A 23,713-nucleotide genomic window follows, 5' to 3' on the forward strand; every position below is an offset into this window, starting at 1 on the left:
GAAAGGGGAACTGGTGCGGAGCACGACGGACCATGCGATGGTCCACACAATCGCCTCCCCCCTCACCACCACTGCCGGGGACGGCTCGGACATCGACGGGCTCACCGCCTGGCTGATCTCTGTCCGGCCCGACAGCCTTGCCGAACTCCAGCTCTGGGGCGTCTGCACAGTCGTAGTGATCGCCACGGTGTACGGGATCGGAACGCGCCGTGTGGCAGCGCAGGGCAAGAAGGAACGCCCCGGACTCGACGGAGCTGTCGACACCCTCGGCGAAGGCCTCGCGGTCACGATCGGGGGACTGTTCGGCGGCGCCTGGCGGTTCGTCGCCGGCCAGCCCCTATGGGGCGAGCCCAAGACCGACTCCAGCTTCTTCAAGTCGGGGGTGCGAATCGACCGCGCCTCCGCTGGCGACCTCTCTAGCCCCGACACGGCCACGGACAGCAAGACGCCGATGCCCCGCCGCTCCCGGACCGCCCTTCTCACGCCTCCTCGTGCACTGACGCGGATCGGTGAGACCTGGCACCAGTGGCCCGGAGTGGCCCGCTCTGCGGTCAGGTTGGCCACTGCGGCGGCGGCCGTCGGCTTGTGGCGGGCACCTGAGTGGACGGCCGTGGTCGTCGCCATCACCGTGCCCGTCGCGGCCGCGGCCGCCACGGTGGCGGTGCCGCGCGGCAGCCGTACCCGCAGCGACGCGGAGACTTACGGGCCTGGTCTGTGGGCGGCACTGATCCAGGTGCTGCGCCTGTCCGACGAGGATCAGGAGCGCGGCGAGGCATACTGGATGCTCTTGCCGGACGATCTGTCTGACGACGACGCGCGCATCGTGATCCGCCTGCCGTTGCAGTGGCTTGGCAGCGACAAGGAGCGCGCCATGCTCGCGCACATCCTCCACTCCCGGCTGCCCGGTGAGTGGGTCGCCTCGTACGCTCAGCGCGGCCGCAACCCGTACGTGGAGTTCACCCCGAAGCCGGCGCCCAAGCCCCGCCCGCAGCTGGCCTCTTCGGTGCCGTGGCGGTCAACCGGCGACCCCTACAAGGTGTTCGTCGGCCAGGCCGTCGAGGGCGACCGCATCGTGGACGTGGTGGTGGCCACCGAGTCGGAGACACCCCACTGGGGCGTGGCCGGCGATACCGGCTCCGGCAAGTCCACGATGCTCTACATCCCCGTGGTGCACGGCCGGCAGAACGGCTGGGTCGTCGACATCCTCGACAACAAGGAAAACTCCATGATCGAGGCGGAGGGGTACTCCGGGATCCGGATCCACAAGACGACCCGCGCGTGCATGGGTGCCTTCGCCGAGTTCATGACGTCGATGATCGCGGCGGAGAAGTCCCTCGGACTGGACGGCGACCCGCAGCTGCGCGCCCAGCTCGTCCCGCGCCTGCTGGTCATCGACGAACTACCCACCCTGATCCGGTTCGCCTACACGTGGTGGAAGTACGGCATCAAGCAAAAGGGCACGCCGCCGTTCATCGACTGGTTCACCATCATCTTGATGATGGGCCGCTCCTCCAACCACCGCGTCGTGGTCGGTGCCCAGCAGTTCGACAACGCGCTGTTCGGCGGCACCATCGGCCGCAAGCAGATCGGCACGAAGATCGTCATCGGTAAGCAGGACATGGTGAGCTGGGGCGTGGCCTTCGGGCAGAACGCGCCGCGCTTCGGCTACGACACCACCGTCAAGGGCCGTGGCGCGTACGCGGACAACCAGACGGACCCGGACGGCGACTACGCCTGGGTGCGCGAGTTCCAGGCCGCGTACATCACGCCGCATGTCCAGGAGCTCCTCGTCGGCGCCCCTGAGGCGCCGACGTGGTTCGACGCCGGACAGATGGCACCGTGGATCACCCCCGAGGCACTCGCCCAGGCCCAAGAGGAGGCGGCGGCCGCCGCCTTCCTGCCCGGCGGCAAGTTCGCCCCCTTGTCACGGCCGGTTGTCCCGGTGCGCAGGAACAGGAGGGCTGGAGGGGGTTCTCCCAGGCCAGGCGCCGGGACAGTGCTCGTCGGGACCAGTGGCGGGACAGGGGCCGGGACAGTCGATCCGGACGCAGCGCTCGCGGTCGAGCAGGCCGAGGACGCGGCCCTTCCCGACACCTTCTCCATCGCCGACGCGTGCAAGGAAGGGATTCTGCCCTGGGGGTATGAGACCGCCCGCAAGTACCTGCTGCAGCGGTCCAAGGACCGTGGCGTCACGGTGCCCGAGGGGGTCACGGACGGCAGGGTCACCTACTACACCCGGGCCGAGCTGGACACCTGGCTCGCGGCCTGGAACACGGCCAAGGCCACCGCATAGAGCGACGGCCCCGGCACGACCCGGGGCCACTCCATCCACGACGCGGCATCGATCGTGTATCCGACGTCCCACCATCGATGCGCACATGACAGTGTGAAACCTGTTCATCACAGATACGGGAGGGCAGCAGCGTGGCTGCGGCGAAGGAGTCCAAGGCAGCGACACCCACCAGGGCTCAGCGCGCCCTGATCGGGGTGGTCGTGTTCGGCGCGGTGACCATCGCGGGCATCGGGTTCGCCGGCTCGTACGCGGCCGTCCGCGAACTCGCCGTCAAGAAGGGCTTCGGGAACTTCAGTTATGTCTTCCCGATCGGCATCGACGCGGGCATCTGCGTCCTGCTCGCCCTCGATCTGCTGCTGACCTGGATCCGGATCCCGTTCCCGCTGCTGCGTCAGACGGCGTGGCTGCTGACGGCGGCGACGATCGCCTTCAACGGCGCGTCGGCCTGGCCGGACCCGCTGGGCGTGGGCATGCACGCGGTGATCCCGATCCTGTTCGTGGTGGCGGTGGAGGCGGCCCGGCACGCGATCGGCCGCATGGCGGACATCACCGCCGACAAGCACATGGAGGGCGTCCGGCTGACCCGCTGGCTCCTCTCGCCCATCCCCACCTTCCTCCTGTGGCGGCGAATGAAGCTGTGGGAGCTGCGCTCCTACGACCAGGTCATCAAGCTGGAGCAGGAACGTCTCGTCTACCAGGCGAGGCTCAGGTCCCGCTTCGGCCGTGCCTGGCGTAAGAAGGCGCCAGTGGAGTCCCTGATGCCGCTGCGGTTGGCCCGCTACGGCGTGCCCCTGCAGGAGACAGCTTCGGCCGGACTAGCCGCCTCGGGCCTTGAGCCGTTGCCACTGCTGCACGCAGAGACCCACGCCACCGTGGAACGCCCCGAGCTGGCCGAACTCACCCCTGCGGCCGCCGAGGTGGAGAAGCCGAGCGTGGACACTGCCAGTCCCCGGGAGATGGAGCCGGACGCTGGGCAGCCGGCTTCCGAGGACCTGGCCGCGCAGGCCGAGCAGCTCGCCGCCCTCGACCTCCGCCTCGCGTACGACTACTTCGTCACCTACTACGGCGAGCGCCCAGATGCCCGAACGTTCGCCGAGTTCCTTGCTACCGCGTACCAGATCGCCGACCCCGCTACCGGGGGGCCGGTCGCGGAGGCGCTCCTGCTGCCGATCCTGGCGCAGCTTGATCAGGCCGAGCCGTCCGGACAGCGGGGGAGTGCGCTACCCGCTCCAGCCCTCGCTGCCGACGTCCAAAACCAGTGGGCTGGTCACGACCACGCAATCGAGACGTTCCAGCGAGCCCCGGTCGCCCCGCCGTCACCGCAGAACGACGCCGCATTGGAATCCCCCCAGGACTGGAATGCTGCGCCGAGCACTGCACAGCGCCAGGAACTGGAAGATTCCAACCCCGCATTCCAAGGCAGCCCGGCCGAGGTGGCCGGCACGCCCGCCGACCGCACTGGCGGCAGCAACCGGCTCCACGTCCAGATGCGCATCCCCGCTCAGCCCGACGGCCTCGCCCCCGACGCCACCTCCGGCCCCGAGCGGGTGGATGAGGAGGACGCTCTCACCGACGAGGCGACGGAGCGCGATGGGGAAAACCGAGACGAGACGCCCGAGGGCCTCAAGGGCATCGACTTGGTGCAGTGGCACTACCAGCGCCTGCCCGACGAGATGCGGAAGCTGTCGGCAAACAAGCTCGCCCCCCAGCTCGCCGAGCTGATGCCCGGCTACACCGTCGGCTCCGTCCGCAAGTACATCGGCGATCTCCGCCGGGCGGCGAAGGAGTCCGCGAGGGCGTGAGTTCCAACCGATCCGACCGGCCGCGCTGGGACGTTGGAATGTCCGTCCGCCGCCGGTTGGAACGGCTCCTCAACCGGCCCCTGCCGAGTCCGGGTGAAGGGCCGAACTCTGCTCTGGGTACCCCTCTCCCCGGCCGCTGCTCCGCCGCCGGAGACTCCCGCCCCCGTGGCTAGCCGCTGGCCGAGTAACTCGTTGGAAAACGCGGTGACCTGCAATTTTCCAACTTTCCAACGGGAGGGCGACAGGCGGGCACCCGGTGTCAGCACCGGCTCGCGGCGCTCAGACCGGGCAGGCCAAGGGCCGCGCAACCGAGCGACGCAGGTCCGATGGAATGCCGGTGCGGTGCCTCGATCAGCACAACCGCGGGGAGTTGGAACGAACAGCCCGTGCCGGGGTGGAATGCAGCCGGACCGCGAGGGACGCCACGTTGGAATGCTCCGCCGCCGATTCCAAACTCCCGCCCCACCGGCCACCGTCGTGGGCTATCGCCGGGAACGGCCAGCAACATGTGACCGATCCCGCGAGGGCCCGATCGGCGCCGTGTCGGAAGCGTGGATTCTCGTGCGCACCCTGCGGCGTAGCCGCCGATCCCGCTCTGCCTCAGGTTGGCACCGCCACCCTGAACCGCTCACCGGGCGACCAGTTCGGCGCGCAGCGGACCGCACCGAATACCGTGCCGGGCGGGTGGCGGTAAGCGCACACGATCCGCCGCTCACCGCCCATCAAACCGGCTCTGACCTGCGGTGGTGAGTACGGGACGGGGTCGCTTACCACGGCCGAGCCCACTTACCACGCCACTTACCACCAGGCTCGCGCTCACTTACCACGCCTGGCCAGGGCGGGAGTTATGGGCTTGTGACAGCTCAGGGCCGCTGGTGGCAAGCGGGGCGGTAAGCAACCGGACGAACAGTGACGGCACAGACCAACTCCCTCTGCACATCGAGGAGCCGTCCATGCTCACCTCCCGCCTGCGCCGAGACCGGCGCCGTCCCACGAGCGGCGAACCCGTCGCCCCGAGCCCGCTGCCGCGGACGCGGTCGCTGCCCGTCCGTCGCAGCGCCCTGGTCCGCACTGCGGTGTGGATCGCCTTGGCCGCCGGCCCGCTGGGACTGATGGCCAGCTGCGCCCGCCCCGACCCGGGCGTGCCCAGCCAGAACACTCCCAAGGCCGCGGCCGCCGACAAGACGCAGGCCTCGCCGGACCCGGCCGGCTACGCCGAGCTGGTGCTCGACCTGTGGCTGCGCAGCGGCAGTGGCGAGGGCAACGCGGCCGCCACGGAGCTGCACACGATGGCGCCCGCGCTGCAGCCACCCGCGTGGGGCGAGCATGCGCCGGACGTCGAGCGCCTGGCCGCGGTGCGCAGCCTGCGCCAGTCCGACACCGGCTGGTCGGTGACCCTGGCCGTCCTCTTCAAGGCACCCGCCGCGGCGGCGGACCAGGACGACGCGCCCCCGGCCGACAGCAGCCTGCGGTACTTCGCGCTGCCGCTCGTCCTGAAGGACACCGGCAGCAGGCCCGGCGTCGCCCAGTCCTTCGCCGTCACTGCGGCCCCCATGGAGGTGGCTGGCCCTGCCGTGCTGGACGAGGTGGCCGACCCGTACGGCACGACCGTGCCGGACACCTCGCTCCTGGCCACCACGGTGGGCGAGTTCCTGACCTCCTACCTGAAGGTCGAGGAGGGCGCCGAGCGCTACCTGGCCCCGGGCGTGACGCTGCCCGCACTTGTCTCGGCCTCCTTCACCGACGTGCAGGTCGACGAGATCCGTGCCGTCGAGCGCACGGACGGCGCGGTCGGCGCGGACGGCACGAGCGTCCGCGTCCGGGTGCAGATCACCGCGACGGACGGGGGAGGCGGGCAGTGGCCGCTGTCGTACGCCCTGAAGCTGACGGCCCGCGACGGTCGCTGGGAGGTCACTGCGCTGCAGTCCGGGCTGGAGAGCACTGACACGAAGGAGAAGGAGGGCGGTAGCAGCACCGTCACGGTGACGCCGTCCACGACCGACACCACCGCGGACGCCCCCTCCAGCTCCACCGGTGTGCTCACCGTCCGTCCGGCCGTCCGCGTCGCGGGCTGGGAGGTGGCCGCGTGAAGAGCGTGATCCTGGCGGGCGAGTTCGAGGACATCGGCGACCACCTGCTCAATGTGGGCAACGGGTGGGCGGAGGGCTCGCTCAAGTTCGGCCTGCTGGCCATCGTCGTCGTTACGATCATCAAGAAGTTCTCGATGAAGGCGGGCATCGGCGCGCTCATCGGGCTCGTCATCGCCAACGGCATCTACAACGGCCGCACCGACATCTCCGACGCCGTCACCGACGAGGTGACCAACATCAAGGGTGCACCGGCCGTGCACGCGCCCCTGGTCCCCGGGCCCGGCACCACGAAGCCGACGGCACCAGCGGCGGGCGGTGAACGCGCGTGAGCACACCAGTTATCGCGGCGCGGGTCGGCCGCAGCTACACCCGCGCCCGCCGTCACCCCTGGGTCCTGGGCAAGGTCGGCGACTGGACGCTGCCGCTGGGCCCCTACACCCCCGCCCAGCTCGTCATCGCCGCCGGCGGTATCTACGTACTGATCAAGACGTTCGCGTGGTGGTCCTTCATGGGGCCGGTGCCGGTGATCGCTCTCGGTGTCGCCGTGTGGGCGGTGCGCGCCAGCCGGATCGGCGGCCGCTCCCCGCTGTGGATCGCCTACGGCTGGGCGCTGTACGCGCTGCAGCCTTCGGCCGGCCGCATAAGCGGCCGCAGCGTCCGCGAGCGCCGCCCCCGCGTCCTTACCGGCAGCATCCTCATCGAGGAGACCACCGCACCCGACGCCCAGGGAGACGGACTCCCCACCGGCCGCCGTACCGCGACCGCCGTCCGCCGCCCGCGCCGCGCACCGGCCGCCCCCACTGTGCGGAAGACGACCGCGTGCCGCCGCGGCCGCCGCCGTCCAACCACCGGCCGGCCCGTGCCGGCTGCCCGCCCAGTGCCCACGCCTGTGCAGCAGCTGCTGCGCCGCCAGCAGGGGGTGGGACGGTGAAGGTCGCGATCCGGCACGTGGTCGACAACATCGTGTGGTCCACCTCCGGCACCGTGTGGGCGATCTGGCACGTCACGCCGCAGGGCTCGCGTTACATGGACGACCACACCCGTGACGAGCTCCTGGACCAGGTCACCTCCCTGGTCCGCTCACTGCCCGGCGAGGCCCGCCTGTTCGGGCTGTGCGCGCGCGTGGACCCGGGAGAGGTCGTGGCGCGCACCGTCACCGGCATCGACTACCGGCGCCACCCGTACTGGGCCGAGGTCGCCGAGGCGCAGCTGCATCTGCTGGCGGGGGAGGACCTTAACTCGCCCGTGGAGATGTACCGGCGCACCCTGTGGCTGGCCGTCCCGCTCGAGGCGGGAGGGGCGCGGGCGGAGCTGTCCGCGGCCTTCGCCTCGGCCTGGGCCGAGATCGCAGCCACTCTCGGCCTGCCCCCTGCCCCGGTCCCCGCCCACGAAGTCGAGGAGTACCAGCAGCGCGCCCGCCAGCTGCTGGCCGAGCTGGGCGGCGGGCTCGCCCTGCGCCCGGCCCGCCCCGCGGAGATCGTGTGGATGCATCAGCACGCCGTCGCGCGCGGCCTGGACGAGCCGCTGCTCACCGAGGCCGAGCACTCCGGGCTGCGGGGCAGCCGCCTGGTCAGCGGCGTCCTGCGCGCTCCCACGCACGCGGACCTCGGTCACGTACGGCTGCTGGAAGGCGGCTTCGACGAGGACGACACCACCGACCGTACGGCGGCCAAGCCGGCGCCCCGAACGCGCGGCCGCCGCAAGAAGAAGACGGCGAGTCTGGTGGGACGTCGCTGGCTGCAGGTGGAATCTGAGGCCGGCTGCTCCTACCAGGCACACCTCGTGCTCGCGGAGATGCCCAGAAAGTTCAACGCCGTCAGCGGTGCCTTCCTGGCCCGGCTGGACCAGATGCCGTTCGGCGTCGACTGGGTCGTCGACATGCGACTCATTCCCACCGAGAAGGTCGTCGAGGAGGTCCGCAAGAAGAAGCGGGACCTGGTCGACCAGGCCGAGCAGTACTCTGCCCAGCGCGCCACCGGGCTGCCGGAACAGATCCACGACGCCGCCGAAGACCTCGGGGATCTGGACGCGCGGGCCGCCCGCACCAGCGTCGAGGTCGAGGTCCAGGCGGTGACCGCCATGACGGTGTGGGCGGACACGGCCGACGCATGCGACCGCCGGGCCCGTGCGCTCCAAACGCGGCTGCGCGGCGACAACTACCGGCTGCTGCGCCCCGTCGGCGGCCAGGAGGAACTCTTCACGCTCACGCTGCCCGCCACCCAGGCCCCGGCGGCCACCCGCCTGCAGTACACCCAGCACGAACTGGGGGAGGACTGGGCGATGCACGGCGCCTTCAGCGGGCACGGGTTCGGTGACCCCACCGGCGCCATGATCGGGTTCAGCCAGGACGTCGGCACCGTCAGCCCCATCCTGCTGGACATTGCCAACGCCCCCCGCGCCAACGCCTCCGCATCCTTCGGGATCGCCGGCGATCTGGGCGGCGGCAAGAGCGTCCTGCTCAAACTGATCGCATCCAGCGTCGTCGACCGCGGCGGCCGCGTCATCGCCATCGACCGCACCAAGCGCCGCGAATGGGCCGCCTTCGCCCAGAGCGCCGCCCCGGGCCGCAGCCAAGTCGTCGACGCTGCGCGGGCCGAGCTGTCAATTGACCCCTTGAGGGTCTTCGACGATCCAGCCGTCGGCGCCCGCTACGCGCTCAGCTATCTCACCGTCCAGCTCGGCCTCGGACCGCTGACCGAGTACGGCGCCCTGCTGAAGAAAGCCGTCACTACCGCGAGCGAGTCCTCGTTCCCGTGCATGGCCCAAGTGATCATCGCCCTGGAGGAGATGGCCGCAGGCGAAGGGCCACGGGCCCAGCGCGCCGCCTCCCTGGTCGAATGGCTCGCGGTCGCCGCCGACGAACCGCTCGCCGCCGCAGTCTTCGACCCCGACTTGCCCCCGCTCGACATGAGCTCCGCCTCCGGAGCATCCAGCGACTTCGTCGTCATCACCACCGCCGGCCTGACCCTGCCGCCCCGGGAGGCGGTGACCGACCCCGAGCTGATGCGCAATCAGCCGCTGGAGGCACTGATCGGCCGCGCCGTGCTCTACCTCATCGCGGCGATCGCCCGCGAGACAGCCTTCACCGACGCCCGGTTCACCCTGCTGCCCCTGGACGAGGCGTACTGGCTCACCTCCTCCGCCGAGGGCCAGGCCCTGGTGGACGAAATCGTCTACGACGGCCGCAAACACGGCGCCGGGGTGGGCCTGGGCTGCCACGACGTCCGCGAACTGGGCAACTCCACCGCCCGAGGACTGCTCGCCTACCGCTTCTTGAGCCGTACCGCCGATCCGGTGCTGGCGGCGCGCGGCCTGGAATGGCTCGGCCTGCCCGGAGACGACGAGGCCCTCCTGCGCATGGTCACCAAAGACCTGTCCCCGTTCGGCAAGACCGAGCGGGCCGGCGAAATCCTCGGCCGCGACCCGCGGATGCAGATCGGAAGGTTCAAGGTCCTCGTCCCGAACGTCGACCGCCTGCTGCAGGACATCTTCACCACCCCCGAAGACACCCCACCCACCGACACCCCAGCCCTCCGTGACGAGCTGCTCCTTCCCCACGCAACCCCCGCAGCCATAGACCACCTGTCTGCGATCCGGAGCTGACCATGACCTGGGCCATCTCCCATGGCACCCGCGAGGGAGGCCAGTTCTCCTGCGCCTACAGCTCGATGGCGACCCTCGCCCAGCACCTGGCACACGTGCTGTCCGCCGCCGAATGGCGCTCGATCCGGCGACTGTTCTGCCGTCCCCCGGGCGCCCCGATCAGGGTGCACCCCGTCGATGCCAGCCGCATCGCTGACCTCCTCTTCAAGGCCTCCAACCACAAGCTCATGCCCGACGTCTGGGCGGTCATGGCCTACGACCTGGCCATGACCGCCGGACGCGCAGCGGGCTCTCGCGAACCGTGGACGTGGACCTGAGTGAGCCACCCCTTCGCGGGGCCTCACGTGCCCCGCGAAGGGGGGCGCACGAAATTCCACACCTTCGACACGGAGCCGTGGGCGCGGCTGCCTGCCGCCAGGCCGCCGCTCCCTGACTGACCCCGCTGAAATTCCCGGGCGTGCCGTGTATCTGAGGCCGCTCACCACGCCACTCACCACCGGCTCGGCGCTCACTTACCACGCTGGCCGGTACTGGAGTTATGGGCTTGTGACGGCTCAGGGCCACCGGTGGCAAGCGAGGCGGTAAGCGCCCGGGCGAAGAGTGACGGCACAGCCTCATCCCCCCTCCTTCTTTCGTACGCCGAGGAGCCATCCATGCCCGTCCCCGTCCTGCGCCGCTGCCCCGGCCATGCCGCCGCCCCGGCGCCCCACCACCCCAACCGCCACGGCCACCACCCCCTGGCGCCGCTTTCGTCCACCGCTTCCGGCCCCTCCTCGGAGTACGCGATGAGCGACACCTTTGCCCCCCGTCGCGCGCGCCACCTCGTCACCGCGCTGGCGCTGCTGCTGACCGCAGCCGGGATAGTGGCCGTCCTCGTGATGGCCCACGGGGTCCCCGAGGTCTGGTGGCCACAGACCGGCCACGCCTTCACCCCCACGGCCACGCCGGCTGCCGCGGTGGGCGACACGGCAGCGGCCAGCGACCCGTGCGACCTGATCGTCGGCCCCGCCTACGACTACTGCCGACGCGGCACCAACTCCCCGGCCCCATCCGGCGGCGGCATCACCCGAACCGGCGCGCTGCTCCTGCTCCCCGCGCTGCTCGGCATCGGCGTCCTGCTGTACCGCCGCCGGAGCCGGTCGTGACCCCCGCCGCCCGCCACCGCTGGCAGACAGCTGGAGCCGTGACGGCTCTGACCGTGCTGCTGATGGCCCTCAGCAGCACGCCGTCCTTCGCCGCCGACGGCGACTCCGGGGGCCTGCTCGACCCGCTGAACGTGGACACGACCGAAGGCGTGCCGGTCGACCACTACGAGCTGACCGGCAGCGACGACGGCATTATCGGCACGGTCCTGTCCTTCTCGATGTCCGGCATCTTCGCGCTGAGCCGTACCGTCGTCGGCTTCATCTGCTGGCTGATCGACTGGGCCTACAAGTTCCCGGTCCTGGACAAGCTCGCAGGGCCCGCCCAGGACGTGTCCGACGCCTACCAGAAGCACATCATCGGCCCGCTCGGCCTGGCCCCCCTCTTCCTCGCCTGGGCGTTCGTCTTCGGCCTGATCCTGATCATGCGGGGCAGGGTGGCCCGCGGCGTCGGCGAGATCATGCTCACCCTCCTCATCGGTGCGCTCGCCGCGACCAGCATCGTGCGGCCCGACATGCTGCTCGGCTACGACGGACCGATTCAGCAGACCCAGCGCGCCGCGCTGGAGGCGGCCACCATCACCGCCAACGTCGGCGCAGACGACGGCAAGAAGAACGACCCGTGCGACCTGATCACCGGGCCCGCCCAGAACGCCTGCCGCGAAGCCGACCAGGACACGTCCGCCGAGGACGCCAAGAAGGAAGCGGAGGAACGCAAGAAGGACTGCGACCTGGTCGCCGGCCCGGCCCGCGACACCTGCCTGACCGGTGAGCGCCGCCTGAACGCCGCCGACGTCTCCAAGCCGATCACCCGCACCCTGACCGACACCTTGGTGGTGCAGCCGTACATGCTCCTTGAGTACGGCCAGAACATCGACAAGGACAGCCCGCTCTACAAGGTCCACAAGCAGCTCATCGACCCGAAGAAGCCCAAGGAAGACCCCTGCGGGGCCATCATCGGCCCGGCGTATGAGTACTGCGCCCGCGACAACGGGGTCGGCAAAGCACATGACGCCTTCGAAAAGCTGGGGGACGAGGGCAAGCTCGCCGCGTCCACCATGAAGACAGCCACGTGGGAGCGGGTCATCGGGGCCGGACTCGTCCTGATTGCCGTCCTCATCGTCGCCATCGTCATCCTGGCCATGGTCCTGGCCCTCTTCGCCGCCCAGTTCGGCTGCGCGATCGCCGCCGTGTGCGGGGTCGTTGTCTTTGCCTGGTCCATGCTGCCGGGCCCCAACCGGGCCGTGCTGTGGCGGTGGGGCGGTCACTACGCCTCCTCCGTCGTCGTGCTCTTCGGTATCGCCGTGTTCATCCCGGCCTTCGGCGTCGCCGCCCGCTTCCTGCTCGCCAACAACCAGACGCCGCTGATGGAACGGCTGCTCACACTGAACGGACTGGCCGTCACCGCCCTGGTCGCGCACCGCATCATGCTCCGCAAGGGCCACAGCCTCGGACACCGCATCGCCGAGCGCATGCGCTACGCCCGCATCGGCGGCAGCCACACCATGGACCCCAACGCCGCCGCCACCGCCGCCGCGATCTCCTCCGTCAACTACGGCGGCCCGGGCGGCGTCGGCGGCTCCGCCGCGCACGTGTCCTTCATGAACCGCCACGCCGGCCTCGCCTCCGGCCTGCGTGCCCTGGGCGACTCCACCGGCATGCCCGGTCACCCCGGCAACTACCTTGCCGAGGGTGCTGCCGAAGCCCGCCGCGCCCTCGCCCCGGTCGCGCTGGGCATGCGCGCCACACACGCCGCGCTGATCGGGCCGAAGCGCCCCCGCCAGAAGATCACACCGGTGGGCCCGGACGGCCGGCCGCTGCCGACCCTCATCGACGGACGCACCGGCCGCGTCATCGACAACAGCGACGAGGGCGTCATCCCCTATGGCGCGCGCTTCGAATCCGCACTGCGCCGCACCCGCGGCGGCCGGATGCTGGTCCGCACCGGCAAGGTGGCCTTCTACTCCACCGTCGGCCTGCCCGCCACGTGGACCCGTATGCGCCGTGCCAAGAGCGAGCTGACCACCGAACTGAACCAGGAGCTCGGCCGCCAGCGAGCCCACTACGGCAACCAGTCCGCGCACTGGCGATCCGACACCCGCGCCGGCGTACGCGACGCCACCACCCCCGCCCGCCGCAGCTACCGGGCGGTCGCGGATCCCATCCAGCGGGCCAACCGCCTGCGCACCTGGCAGCAGAACTGGCTCGACGAAACCGGCCGACCCCGCTACTACGGCGGCCCCGCCACCGACGACGGTCACGTCCCGGACGACGTCTGGATGCGCCGCTTCCCCTGGGAACCCGACCCGGCAGACGGCGGCACGGGGGATAGCCGGTGAAGAAGCTCGGCTGCGCCACCGTGATCCTTGCCCTGCTCTGCACCCCCGTTCTGCTTGTCGTGTTCGCCGCTGCCAGGGAGAAGGACACCCCCGCGATGGAGACCGTCGGCAAGGTCTCCGGCATCCCGCAACGGATGCTGATGGCCTACCAGTCGGCGGCCGGGCAACTGCCGGGCGAGGTCCCCAAGTGCAAGGGCATGACGTGGGCGATCCTCGCCGGCATCGCCAAGATCGAGTCCAACCACGCAGGGGGACGTACGGTCAAGGACAACGGCGACATCACCCCGCACATCCTCGGCCCCGTCCTCGACGGATCCGGAGTCGGCGGCAACCGAACGGCCTTCCGCGACACCGACGGCGGTAAGTGGGACGACACGAGCACCAGCGAACGCGCCGTCGGACCCTTCCAATTCCTCCCCTCCACCTGGGAAGGAACCGGGCGCGACGGCAACAGCGACGGCACCAAGAACCCCCACAACGCGGACGACGCCGCGCTCGGCGCTGCGGTCTACCTGTGCGGGAAGGGACGCAACCTCACCGACCGCTCCCAGCTCAAGGCCGCGATCCTGCAGTACAACCACTCCCAGGCGTACGTCACCGATGTCCTGTCCTGGATCGACCGCTACAGCCAACTCGGCGACGGAACCATCCAAATCGGAGCCAACGCCACCGGTAACGCACGCGCCGTCATCAACGCCGCCCTCAGCGAAGTCGGCGAGAAATACAGCTGGGGCGGCGGCGGAGCCAACGGCCCCACCACGGGCATCTGCTGCTCCCCCGGGGGAAGCGACGGCACCAACATCAAGGGATACGACTGCTCCGGCCTGACCACCTACGCCTACGCACAAGTCGGGATCTCGCTGCCGCGCACCGCTGCCCAACAGGCTGGCGTCGGCAAACGCATCCCCGCCAGCCGCGGCGTCGGCGCTCTCGAACCGGGCGACCTGGTCTTCTTCGCGGGCAACACGTCCAGCGACAGCACCATTTACCACGTCGGCATCTACCTGGGAGACGGGCAGATGGTCAACGCCCCACGGCCTGGGACCAAGGTCCGCACCGAAGCCGTCTGGGACAACAATTACGCGGGAGGTGCCCGCCTGCTATGAGCACCAACACCCCTACGCCTCGCAGGTCTTCCGCTCTCGTGCCCTTGCTGGCAGGCGCACTCTGTGTCCTGCTCGGCATCGCCCTGCTCCGCCCCGGCACCGCCGACCACAGCGGCCGGGATGCCCACGTTGACCAGGCCGAGGCACAGCCCACCTCACCCAGAACACCCGCAGCAGCAGTGGACACCACGCCTCGCCCCGCGCACCCGTCCGCTCCCCCCGCTTCCCCTACGGCAGTGGCCAGCACCGCACCGGCTCCTGACGTGGTCCCGGTGCCCGGCGACGGCCCCGCTGGCGACTACGCCGTACAGCAACTCCTGGAGCGCTCCTCACCCGCCGACCTGCCACGGGCCAAGGAGAAGGAGCTCGTCGCCCTCGCCTCCCGCATCTGGCTTGCCGAAGTCACCGGCGCAGGCCGGGAGAAGTGGCCGAGCTACTTCGGCGGCGAGCTGCTGCGGGCCCCGTACCGCGACGTACGCATCCAGGCAGGCATCGCCCGCACCGTCAACGGCGAGCCCGACCGCGTCCGGGTCCACCTGGTCTGGGCCGGCACCGACCCCGCCGGCCAGGCCGAAGACGGACGCCCAGCCCAGATCCTGCTCACCCGCCACCACACCACCTGGGAGCCCCGATGATCTGTGACGCCGTGACCTGTGACCGGCGGGCCTGCAACGCCCTGATGCTCGAACCCGTCGATGACCCGTACGAACTCAACTGCCCCGAGTTCGCTGACTATGTCTCCGCGTCCGGCTGGACGTACAGCGCGGAGGGCCACACCTGCCCGGCCTGCGTCGCTGGCAAGGGTCCGGTCCGCGAACGGGGCGAGTGCGACCAGTGCGGAGGGCGGACCCGCGTCCGTCACGGCCGCAATCAGTGCATGTACTGCCACAAGGTCCAGCCGGATTCCGGCGACGACTGGTGACACAGAGATTGAGTGATGGAGGTAGCGTGCACGTCCTGCTCGTCCGAGACCACGCCGTGGGATCTCAGGGGAATCCGGTTCCGCGCCAGCACTCCAACTCCCATGGCCGCTCGGTCCGTTGGCACCGAGGACCAATCGGCGATGGCGTCGCGGACCTCCGCGCTCGGGTCAATGACCGGAACACGGCGCGAGCTGTGACTCTTTGAGTCCCTGATGACGGGAAGCGGCTGCTGATTTATCGAGCTGCGTATCCCGCCGTGCGGGAATGTGACGGTTTCGTGCCCGCACTGTGGGGCTGAGCAGGAAGAACGGACTGTGGTATTGACGATTCTTTGCGTAACGTATGTGACTACGGCACGCGCCCGAGACCTCAGTGAGCGTGGCAGTCGCATCACCTTGCGCACCACACCCCAGGTCGAACGGCGATGAAAGGGAAGAAACGGGGAGGCGTAATGGCAGGAGCGATACGACCGAAGCGCAACACGCTTCGCACCCGAAATCAGCAAAATCGACTTATCGGCCTGGTGGCTGCCTCGTGTGCGGTGCTCTCCTTGACTGCTTGCGGCGGTGAGAAGGATGACGAAGCGAAGGGCCCCACGCCGCAGAACAGTTCCTCGGCGTCGAGAAGCCAGACGCCCGCCACGGATCCCAAGGAAGCGGCATCTCGGACGCTCCTGGCCGATTACCGGAGCTATTGGGACGAGAAGGAGAAGGCGTACGCAAAGGCGAGTCCGGACGGCACCAAGCTGGACAAGTACGCCGTCGGCACGGCCCTGGCTTCCGCCAAGCAGGACCTGAAGGCGATGAAGAGCGCGGGCCAGATCGCCCAGGGCAAGGTCACGCTCTCTCCGAAGGTCCGGGCGATGGACCTGGACCGCAAAGTCGCTTCGGCCACCGTGCGGGACTGCGTTGACGTCTCCAGCTGGAAGCTCGTCGATGCCGACACCCGCAAGGAGATCGAGCTCCCGAAGGAGCGACTCACCCGGTACGTCAGCATCGTCAAAGCCGAGAAATGGGGGGACCGATGGGTCGTGCTGAGCGCCACGCCGGAGAACAGCAAATGCTGACGCGGGCCGTCCTGCTCGGCGCTGCCACAGCCACCGCCCTCGCGTGCATGACTGCCGGTGCACAGGCCGCCGATGGGCCGGGGAATGGGAACGTCGATGTGGGCAGCTGCACAGCGGTGGACTTCTGCGTCGGCGTTGGGGTGGACGGCTCCAACGGCTCTCAGGCGCCGGCCTCGACGGGCGGCGGCGAGGACTCGGGTGGTAAGCCCGGCAAGCCGGATCCGGACGCACCGGTCTGTACCGTGCAGAAGCTGGCCCCTCCGCCGCCTGCCGGTAGCGCACTCTGGGAGGGGCACGATCCCGACGACGGGGCTGTCTACACCCGCACTTGTTGGACCACTGAGGAGTTCATCGGCCTCAATGTGAACAACACCGTCACGACGTTCTGGGCTGCAGCCCCACCGCCCGCTGTCGATCCTGCCGTACTGGCTCAGCAGGCCGTGGACAAGATGACTCTGAAAGGCCCGGACATCGCCAGCCCTCGCGCGGCCGGAAAGTACGTGATCGGCGTCCCCATGTGGATGTGGGTCAACCAAGCAGCGACCACATACGGGCCGAACATCGCCTCGGCCTCGGCTGGCGGAATCACGGTCACGGCCACCGCGAAGGTCACCAAGATCGTGTGGAACATGGGCGACGGCTCCACGGTCACCTGCAACGGTCCGGGCACGCTCTACACCGAGTCCAAGGGCATGGCCGAGTCACCGACTTGCGGCCACACCTTCTCCAAGACTTCTGCGGACGCAGGCGGCAAGTTCAAGTTGACCGCCACGTCGACTTGGTCGATCGACTGGGAGGTTGCCGGTGGTGGCGGGGGTGGACAGCTGACCGAGGTCCGCCAGTCCCAGGTTCAGGTGGCAGTCGGTGAGCTGCAGGCCGTAGGCAGCTGAGCAGCTGACGTGACGTCTGTTTCAGAAAGGCAAGCATCGTGAGCAACACGGCGGCTCCGGCCACCACCACAGCAGGCCAAGTGCCCCCGCAACCGACGCACAGCCAGGTGCCGAGCGCAGCGGTGGGGTTCCGGGCGCGCCGACGACGTCCGGGCATGTACGCCCTGGCCGTCGCGCTGATCGCAGCGGGCGGCGGTGGCGGTCTGCTCGCCTTCCAGGCGACCGGCGAGCGTTCACCGGTCCTGGCCGTTGCCCACGAAGTCCAGGCCGGGGACGTGATCAAGGACTCCGATCTGATCGAGGCCTCGGTGTCGCTGGATCCGGTACTCAAGCCGATCCCCGCCTCGCAGCGTGATCAGGTGGTCGGCAAGCGCGCTGCGGTGGCCCTGGTGCCCGGTGCCATGCTCTCCAAGGGGCAGGTCACGACCCGCACGCTGGTCAAGCCGGGGGAGCGGCTGGTGGGCATCGGGCTGAAGCAGACGCAGATGCCGGCGACTCGGCTCTCGCCCGGTGACAAGGTCCTGGTGGTCTCCACGCCCTCGGACGGATCGCAGGCCACCACCGGTGAAGGCGGCGAGGACTCCACCCCGAAGTCGATTGAGGCCCGGGTCGTTCGGGTGGGGGAGAAGCAGCAGAACACCAGCGAACAGGTGGTCGACGTGGCAGTCCCCGCCCAGTACGGTCCTGCGCTCGCGGCGCAGGCCGCCACCGGTGACGTGGCGCTCGTTGTGGATGCCCCCGGAGGCTCCTGATGGCGGTGATCACGCTGGTCGGGTTGCCGGGCGCGCCGGGCGTCACGAGCACGGCGCTGGCACTGCTGCGCACCTGGCCGCTCGATCCCGGTCGGAGCATGGTGCTGGCGGAGTGCGACCCCGACGGCGGGGCGGTGTTGTCCGGTGCGCTGGAGGGCAGGGTCGAGGCCGATCGGGGCCTTCGGAACCTGACTGAGTCGTCCCGCACGCAGGAGCTGGTAGACGCGTTCTGGCTCCAGCTGATCGCCCTGGAGAACGACGAGCGCCGCAGCGAACGCAACAGGTTGCTTCTGCCCGGTCTGACCGCGATGTCTCAGGCGGCGAGCCTGGGCCCGGTGTGGGGCCAGCTCGCCGACCTGTTCACCGGCATCGACAAGGCCGCCGGCCACGATGTCCTGGTCGACCTCGGCCGCAGTGGCGCGTTCGGCTCGTCAGGAGTGCTGGCGCTGCGCGCGGACGTGGTGCTGATGGTGATGCGCGGCACGGTGCGCAGTGTGCACGCCGCTCGCTCCCGCATCAGACAGCTGCGGGCGCTCCTGGACGGGGAGAGCGGCCGGGGATCCGGCTCGCTGGGGATCATCCTGATCAAGGAGGGCCCCTACGGGCCGCGCGAGATCGAGACCGAACTCGACGGTCTCGGCATTGGCACCCCCGTCGTGGCGACCCTTCCGTACCGGCCTGAGGAGGCCGCCGTGCTGTCGGACGGCGCTTCGGAGGGCCGCGGTTTCATGACCAGCAAGCTCATGACCGCCGCGCAGGGTGCGACGACGCCCATCCGGCAGCGTGTGGCCACGCGCCGTGCTCGGCTGGCGTCCCCGCTGCAGCAGCGCCTGATGAGGGGAGGGCCCGGTGCGCGCTGAGAACGTCTACCACGCGCCCGTCCCCCAGCCGCCCGCGGCCGTGCCAGCACCGGGCTCGCCGTACGATCCGCGCCGCGCCCCGGGGCAGGCCGCTGCCCCCGCGATGGTCAACGACCGCACCGTGCCCCGTGTGCACATCGACGCGCGGGCGGCCGGAGAGATCAAGCGGCGGGTGAACAACCAGCTGCTCGCCGAGGCCAAGACCAACTCGAGTCTGGTCGGACCGGCACGTGAACAGCGGGCCCGCGCGCTGATCAATGAGCAGGTCGCCGTGTGGGGCGATGCTGCCCGCGTGTCGCGCGCGGTCACTGCGGCAGATGAGCAGGAACTGGCCGCGCTGGTCTTCGACATGCTCTTCAGGGCCGGTCGGCTGCAGCGCTACCTGGACGACGACCGGGTCGAAGACATCTGGATCAACGGCCCTAACGAGGTGTTCCTCAAGTTCAGCGATGACGCCGCGCCGGCCGCGGTCTCTCCAGTAGCCGAATCTGAGGAGGAGCTCCAGGAGTTGGTGCGCGACCTGATCCGCAACAGCGGGCAGTCCGGTCGCACGTTCTCCACGGCCAGCCCCGATGTAGCGCTGCGGCTGCCGGACGGCTCGCGTCTGCAGGCCCTGCACCCGGAGATCACCGGCGACCGCACGTTCGTGACGATCCGTCGCCACCGTCTGCAGGACGCCTCCCTGGACGACCTGGTGCAGCGGGGCACCATGGACGCCACCGTCGCGGCTCTGCTGGGCGCGTGCGTCCGCGCCCGCCGCAACATCATGGTCGTGGGCGAGCAGTCCTCGGGCAAAACGACTCTGCTGCGCGCGCTGATGAAGGAGATCCCGCAGCACGAGCGGTTCGGCACCATCGAGACCGAGTTCGAACTGTGGGCCCACAAGAACGGTTACCACACCCAGGTGGTGCCGATGGAGGGCCGCGAGTCCAACGGCGAACGCGTCGACGGCCGCGCGGTCGGCGAGATCACCCTGATGGATTTGATGTACCGGGCCAAGCGCATGTCGCTGAAGCGGGTCGTGGTCGGTGAGGTCCGCGGCCCGGAGGTCACCGCGATGATGCAGGCCCTCACCAGTGACCGGCCAGGCAGCATGTGCACGATGCACGCCTCCGAGCCGCATGTGGTCTTCGACCGCATCGCCGAGCTGTACCTGCTGGCCCGCGGCAATTTCTCCGAGCAGCTCGCCTACCGGCAGATCGCCAACGGCCTGCACTTCGTCGTCTTCATGTCGGTCGACGAGTCCGGGCCCGTCCCGCGCCGTCTGGTCAGCCACGTGTGGGAGATCACCGGCATCGGTGAGAACGGCCGCCCCGCCTACAACGAGATCTTCCGCCCTGCCTCCGAGTGGGATCTGCGGGCGGCCCCTGCGGCGCCGCTGTCGCCGCGCTCCCGGCGCCGTCTGGAGCTGGCCGGCTTCTCCAGCCATGTGCTGGACCAGGCCGCCGCCTTCCAGGGGGTGGGGGCATGACAACCGCCCTGTGGTGGATGATGTGCGGCGCCCTGCTGGCCGGTGGTCTGGTCGCGGCCGTGGCGGCCACGATCGGCACCACGGAGCCCGCAGGGCAGGGACGCTTCGCCCGCTGGCGGGCGCAGTGGTCGGGCGGACCGGACGGCAAGGAACGCGTTGCCCGCCGGCGGATGTTCGCTGTGGCCGCGGTCGTCGTGACGGCCGTGGTGTGGCTGCTCAGCGGAGTGTTCGTGGCCGCGGTCCTGCTCGGGGCAGCGGTGGTGGGAGTGCCGTGGCTGCTGTCCCCGACCGCGTCGGTCAAGGGACGGATCAACAAGCTGGAGGCCCTGGCCGACTGGACCCAGCGGCTGTCGGAGATCCTGCGCCTCGGCTTCGCCTTGGAACAGGCGCTGATCACCAGCCGGAAGAATCCGCCCCCGGCGATCGAGGACGAGGTCAGCGAACTCGCCGACAAGCTGAAGGCCGGCTGGTTGCCGGTGGACGCGCTGAAGGACTTCGCCGACCGGCTCGACGACGTCACCGCGGACAAGGTGTGTGCCGGGCTGATGCTGTGCGCGGTCGACCCGGGGCCGGGTCTGGCTCAAGTCCTCGAGGACGTCTCCGCCTCTATCCGCGAGGAAGTCGCCGAGCGTCGGAAGATCGAATCGGGCAGGGCCAAGTCTCGCAGCGCCGTACGCACGATGACGATCATCAGCCTGTGCCTGGTCCTGGGCGGGTTCCTCGTGCCCTACACCGACCCCTACGGCACCCTTCTCGGCCAGATGGTCCTGGCCCTGCTGGCCGCCGCGTTCGCCGCGGTGCTGTGGTGGACCCGCCGCCTGGCCAGCCACCACCCGGTGCCCCGCTTCCTGATCATTGATCCGCGCAGCCGGGTCAAGCAAGTTGAGCCTGCCGCCGAGGAGTTGGCCGCATGAGCATGACCGCCCTCGTTGTCTGCGGTGGCCTCGCCGGTGCCGGCGTGGCACTGCTCGTACGCGAGCTGGTGCCCTCCGCGCCCAAGCTCGGTCCCACCCTGCGCCGCCTCGACCCGCCCGCCACTCGCCCCGGGGATCGGGCCCGCCGCTCCCACCCCTCCACCGCCTGGGCAGCCCGCTGGGCGGAGCGGATGCCAGGCGGCCTGCCGCGCACCGACCTGGACTTGCTGAACCAGACGCCCGAGCAGTTCCTCGTCAACAAGGTCGCCCTCGCCCTGCTCGGCCTGCTCGCCCCGGTCGTCCTGGTGGTGGGCTGGACGCTGATGGGCCTGTCCGTACCGCTGCTCATCCCGGCCGGCGTCGGCGTGCTCCTGGCCGCACTGCTGTGGTTCGTGCCCGACTGGGGTGTCGCCAGCGAAGCCGCCAAGGCCCGCACCGAGTTCGCCTACGCGGCGGCTGCCTGGCTGGACCTGGTCGCCACCCGCATGGCCTCCAACGTCGCGGCCGACCAGGCCCTGGAAGACGCCGCCCGCATCGGCCGCGGCTGGGCCTTCGTCCGGATCCAAGAAGCCCTGCTGCGCGCCCGCACGGAGAAGTCCTCCCCCTGGCAGGCCCTGGACGACCTCGGCACCCAGCTCAACCTGACCGTGCTCAACGACGTCGCCGACATCATGCGTTTGTCCTCCGACGACGGCGCGAGCGTCTACGACACGCTCCGCAACCGCGCCAAGGGCCTGACCAACGAGCTCCTGACGGCGGAAGCCGCCCGGGCCAACGCCGACAGCGAGAAGCTGCACGTCCCGGCAGCTCTCCTCGCCGTGATCGTCATGATCGCCGTCGCGTTCCCGGCCGTGCTGAACGTCTTCACCATCTGACCACCACGCATCCCGTGCGCACCGAGAACAGAAGGAAAAACCCCTCGTGAAGAACACGCTGCTGAAGGCACAGACCACCGTGGCCCTGCAGGCCGCCGCGCTGCGGACCCGACTCACCGACGCGCATGAGGAGATCAAGACCCGCGGCGACCGCGGCGACAGCCCCGTCTCCACCGTCATCATCATCGTCGCCGCCATCGTGGGCGCCCTGCTCATCGCCGGCGGCCTGGCCGCCCTGTACGCCAAGGCCAACGGCAAGCTCGGCGACATCGACCTCGGCTGACGGCCCGACCATGAACAGAGTGCTGCCGCGCCACGAACGCGACCGGGGGTCCTCCCCGATCCAGGTGGCCATCATCTTCCCCGTCGTGATCCTTCTGACGCTGTCCGCGGTACAGGGCTTTTTGTGGGCCTACGCCCGCAACGTCGCTTACACCGCGGCCCGCGAAGGCGTGTCAGCCGGGCGGATGTACGAGGCCGGGCCGGAGGACGGGGCGGCCAAAGCGCAGGCCGCGGCGCAGGATTTGGGAGGCAACATCCTCACCGGCCCCCAGGTGTCCACCGCAGGCAGCACCCAGGAACGCATCCGCATCCGCGTCGAAGGACAGGCCATCTCCCTCGTGCCCGGCGTGGGCGGATTCACCGTCAGCGCCACCGTGTCCGGGCCCATCGAGCGGTGGACCACAGCGCAGGGGAACGGATGATGCTCAAGCACCTCAACCCCCGTGAGCGAGACCGCGGCGACGTCGCGATCGAAGCGGTCATCGTGGTGCCCCTGCTCCTGGCCCTCGCCCTGGTCTTCATCGCCGGCGCCCGGCTGTCCGTCGCCGGGCAGAAGACCGACGCCGCCGCCCAGGCCGCTGCCCGTGCCGCCTCGCTGGAGCGCACCCCGGGCGCCGGGCAGGCCGCCGCACAGGAAGCGGCCGCGGACTCCCTCAACTCGCAGCAGCAGAGCTGCTCCACCACCAGCGTGCGGGCGAACACCAGCGGGCTCGCCGCGCCAGTCGGACAGGTCTCGCAGGTCACCGTGACCGTCTCGTGCACCGTCCCTCTAGGCGACCTGTTCGTCCTCGGCGGCGGCCCCGGAGTCCGTACCGTCACCAGTTCCTTCACCTCGATCGTTGACGCCTACCGGGAGCGCGGATGACCAGCACACAGCGCGCCCCACGGCGGAATTGGCACGACGACCGCGGCGGCGTCTCCGTCTTCGTTGCCATCATCGCCGTCCCGCTGCTGTTTCTGGGCGGCCTGTTCGCCGTCGACGCCTTCGGCGTCACCCGCGCCCACGAACGCGCCGACGGGGTTGCCACCGAGGCCGCCCGAGCCGCCGCCCAGGCCATCGATCCCTCCCAGGCCATCACCGGCAACGCGATCGTCGCCGCCCCCCAAGACGCCGCCGCGGCCGCCCGCGCCTACCTGAACGCGGCCGGTGTCAACGGCACCGTGACCGTCAGCGGCGACGGCCACCGGATCACCGTGCAGGTCACCGACACCTACACCGGCAAGTTCGCCCCCAACACGTGGACCGTTAACGCCACCAGCTCCGCCTCACTGCTACACGGGATCACCCAACCCGAGAAGGACTAA

The 23,713-nt window shown here is 70.1% G+C and carries 23 protein-coding genes; all 23 read left to right on the plus strand.

Annotated elements, in window-relative coordinates; genetic code table 11:
- Positions 1-37 precede the first annotated feature (37 nt).
- The 23 genes from PBV52_RS50940 to PBV52_RS51050 all read left to right on the plus strand — a co-directional run bounded on the left by PBV52_RS50940 (position 38) and on the right by PBV52_RS51050 (position 23,713).
- On the plus strand, positions 38-2,293 hold the full coding sequence (locus tag PBV52_RS50940) for a type IV secretory system conjugative DNA transfer family protein (protein WP_274250058.1): 2,256 nt from the start codon (positions 38-40) through the stop codon (positions 2,291-2,293).
- Positions 2,294-2,424: 131 nt separating this feature from the next.
- Positions 2,425-4,095, plus strand: a complete 1,671-nt coding sequence (locus PBV52_RS50945; protein ID WP_274250059.1) for a DUF2637 domain-containing protein — start codon at positions 2,425-2,427, stop codon at positions 4,093-4,095.
- Between the two features lie 953 nt (positions 4,096-5,048).
- Positions 5,049-6,185 carry a conjugal transfer protein gene (locus PBV52_RS50950; protein ID WP_274250060.1) on the plus strand — a complete coding sequence of 379 codons (1,137 nt, stop codon included), beginning with the start codon at positions 5,049-5,051 and terminating at the stop codon, positions 6,183-6,185.
- Complete coding sequence (locus PBV52_RS50955; protein ID WP_274250061.1) at positions 6,182-6,514, plus strand: hypothetical protein; 333 nt, start codon at positions 6,182-6,184, stop codon at positions 6,512-6,514. The genes PBV52_RS50950 and PBV52_RS50955 overlap by 4 nt, the downstream gene beginning before the upstream one ends.
- Positions 6,511-7,116 (plus strand): hypothetical protein, encoded by a 606-nt coding sequence (locus PBV52_RS50960; protein WP_274250062.1) that lies wholly within the window; start codon positions 6,511-6,513, stop codon positions 7,114-7,116. The genes PBV52_RS50955 and PBV52_RS50960 overlap by 4 nt, the downstream gene beginning before the upstream one ends.
- Positions 7,113-9,788: an ATP-binding protein gene (locus PBV52_RS50965; RefSeq protein ID WP_274250063.1), complete on the plus strand. Its 2,676-nt coding sequence runs from the start codon at positions 7,113-7,115 to the stop codon at positions 9,786-9,788. The genes PBV52_RS50960 and PBV52_RS50965 overlap by 4 nt, the downstream gene beginning before the upstream one ends.
- A gap of 2 nt (positions 9,789-9,790) precedes the next feature.
- Positions 9,791-10,105, plus strand: a complete 315-nt coding sequence (locus PBV52_RS50970; protein WP_274250064.1) for a hypothetical protein — start codon at positions 9,791-9,793, stop codon at positions 10,103-10,105.
- Positions 10,106-10,441: 336 nt separating this feature from the next.
- Positions 10,442-10,933 (plus strand): hypothetical protein, encoded by a 492-nt coding sequence (locus PBV52_RS50975; RefSeq protein ID WP_274250065.1) that lies wholly within the window; start codon positions 10,442-10,444, stop codon positions 10,931-10,933.
- Positions 10,930-13,269, plus strand: a complete 2,340-nt coding sequence (locus PBV52_RS50980; protein ID WP_274250067.1) for a hypothetical protein — start codon at positions 10,930-10,932, stop codon at positions 13,267-13,269. Before PBV52_RS50975 ends, PBV52_RS50980 begins: the two co-directional genes overlap by 4 nt.
- Positions 13,266-14,375, plus strand: a complete 1,110-nt coding sequence (locus PBV52_RS50985) for a bifunctional lytic transglycosylase/C40 family peptidase (protein WP_274250068.1) — start codon at positions 13,266-13,268, stop codon at positions 14,373-14,375. Before PBV52_RS50980 ends, PBV52_RS50985 begins: the two co-directional genes overlap by 4 nt.
- Complete coding sequence (locus PBV52_RS50990; RefSeq protein WP_274250069.1) at positions 14,372-15,010, plus strand: hypothetical protein; 639 nt, start codon at positions 14,372-14,374, stop codon at positions 15,008-15,010. The genes PBV52_RS50985 and PBV52_RS50990 overlap by 4 nt, the downstream gene beginning before the upstream one ends.
- Complete coding sequence (locus tag PBV52_RS50995) at positions 15,007-15,297, plus strand: hypothetical protein (RefSeq protein WP_274250071.1); 291 nt, start codon at positions 15,007-15,009, stop codon at positions 15,295-15,297. Before PBV52_RS50990 ends, PBV52_RS50995 begins: the two co-directional genes overlap by 4 nt.
- A gap of 452 nt (positions 15,298-15,749) precedes the next feature.
- Positions 15,750-16,364, plus strand: coding sequence for a hypothetical protein (locus tag PBV52_RS51000; protein WP_274250072.1), 615 nt, complete (start codon positions 15,750-15,752; stop codon positions 16,362-16,364).
- Between the two features lie 98 nt (positions 16,365-16,462).
- Positions 16,463-17,254 carry an ATP/GTP-binding protein gene (locus PBV52_RS51005; RefSeq protein ID WP_274250073.1) on the plus strand — a complete coding sequence of 264 codons (792 nt, stop codon included), beginning with the start codon at positions 16,463-16,465 and terminating at the stop codon, positions 17,252-17,254.
- A 38-nt stretch (positions 17,255-17,292) separates the two neighbouring features.
- Positions 17,293-18,006: an SAF domain-containing protein gene (locus PBV52_RS51010; RefSeq protein WP_274250074.1), complete on the plus strand. Its 714-nt coding sequence runs from the start codon at positions 17,293-17,295 to the stop codon at positions 18,004-18,006.
- Entirely contained in the window at positions 18,006-18,866 is an 861-nt protein-coding gene (locus PBV52_RS51015) for a hypothetical protein (protein WP_274250076.1), read from the plus strand. The genes PBV52_RS51010 and PBV52_RS51015 overlap by 1 nt, the downstream gene beginning before the upstream one ends.
- Entirely contained in the window at positions 18,856-20,337 is a 1,482-nt protein-coding gene (locus PBV52_RS51020) for a CpaF family protein (RefSeq protein ID WP_274250078.1), read from the plus strand. The genes PBV52_RS51015 and PBV52_RS51020 overlap by 11 nt, the downstream gene beginning before the upstream one ends.
- On the plus strand, positions 20,334-21,251 hold the full coding sequence (locus tag PBV52_RS51025; protein ID WP_274250080.1) for a type II secretion system F family protein: 918 nt from the start codon (positions 20,334-20,336) through the stop codon (positions 21,249-21,251). The genes PBV52_RS51020 and PBV52_RS51025 overlap by 4 nt, the downstream gene beginning before the upstream one ends.
- On the plus strand, positions 21,248-22,126 hold the full coding sequence (locus PBV52_RS51030) for a type II secretion system F family protein (RefSeq protein WP_274250082.1): 879 nt from the start codon (positions 21,248-21,250) through the stop codon (positions 22,124-22,126). Before PBV52_RS51025 ends, PBV52_RS51030 begins: the two co-directional genes overlap by 4 nt.
- Before the next feature lie 46 nt (positions 22,127-22,172).
- Positions 22,173-22,409 carry a hypothetical protein gene (locus tag PBV52_RS51035; RefSeq protein ID WP_274250084.1) on the plus strand — a complete coding sequence of 79 codons (237 nt, stop codon included), beginning with the start codon at positions 22,173-22,175 and terminating at the stop codon, positions 22,407-22,409.
- A gap of 19 nt (positions 22,410-22,428) precedes the next feature.
- Positions 22,429-22,830, plus strand: a complete 402-nt coding sequence (locus tag PBV52_RS51040; RefSeq protein ID WP_274250085.1) for a TadE family protein — start codon at positions 22,429-22,431, stop codon at positions 22,828-22,830.
- Entirely contained in the window at positions 22,827-23,273 is a 447-nt protein-coding gene (locus PBV52_RS51045) for a TadE/TadG family type IV pilus assembly protein (protein ID WP_274250086.1), read from the plus strand. The genes PBV52_RS51040 and PBV52_RS51045 overlap by 4 nt, the downstream gene beginning before the upstream one ends.
- Positions 23,270-23,713, plus strand: coding sequence for a pilus assembly protein TadG-related protein (locus PBV52_RS51050; RefSeq protein ID WP_274250087.1), 444 nt, complete (start codon positions 23,270-23,272; stop codon positions 23,711-23,713). Before PBV52_RS51045 ends, PBV52_RS51050 begins: the two co-directional genes overlap by 4 nt.

Source organism: Streptomyces sp. T12 (genome assembly GCF_028736035.1).
Taxonomy (GTDB): domain Bacteria; phylum Actinomycetota; class Actinomycetes; order Streptomycetales; family Streptomycetaceae; genus Streptomyces.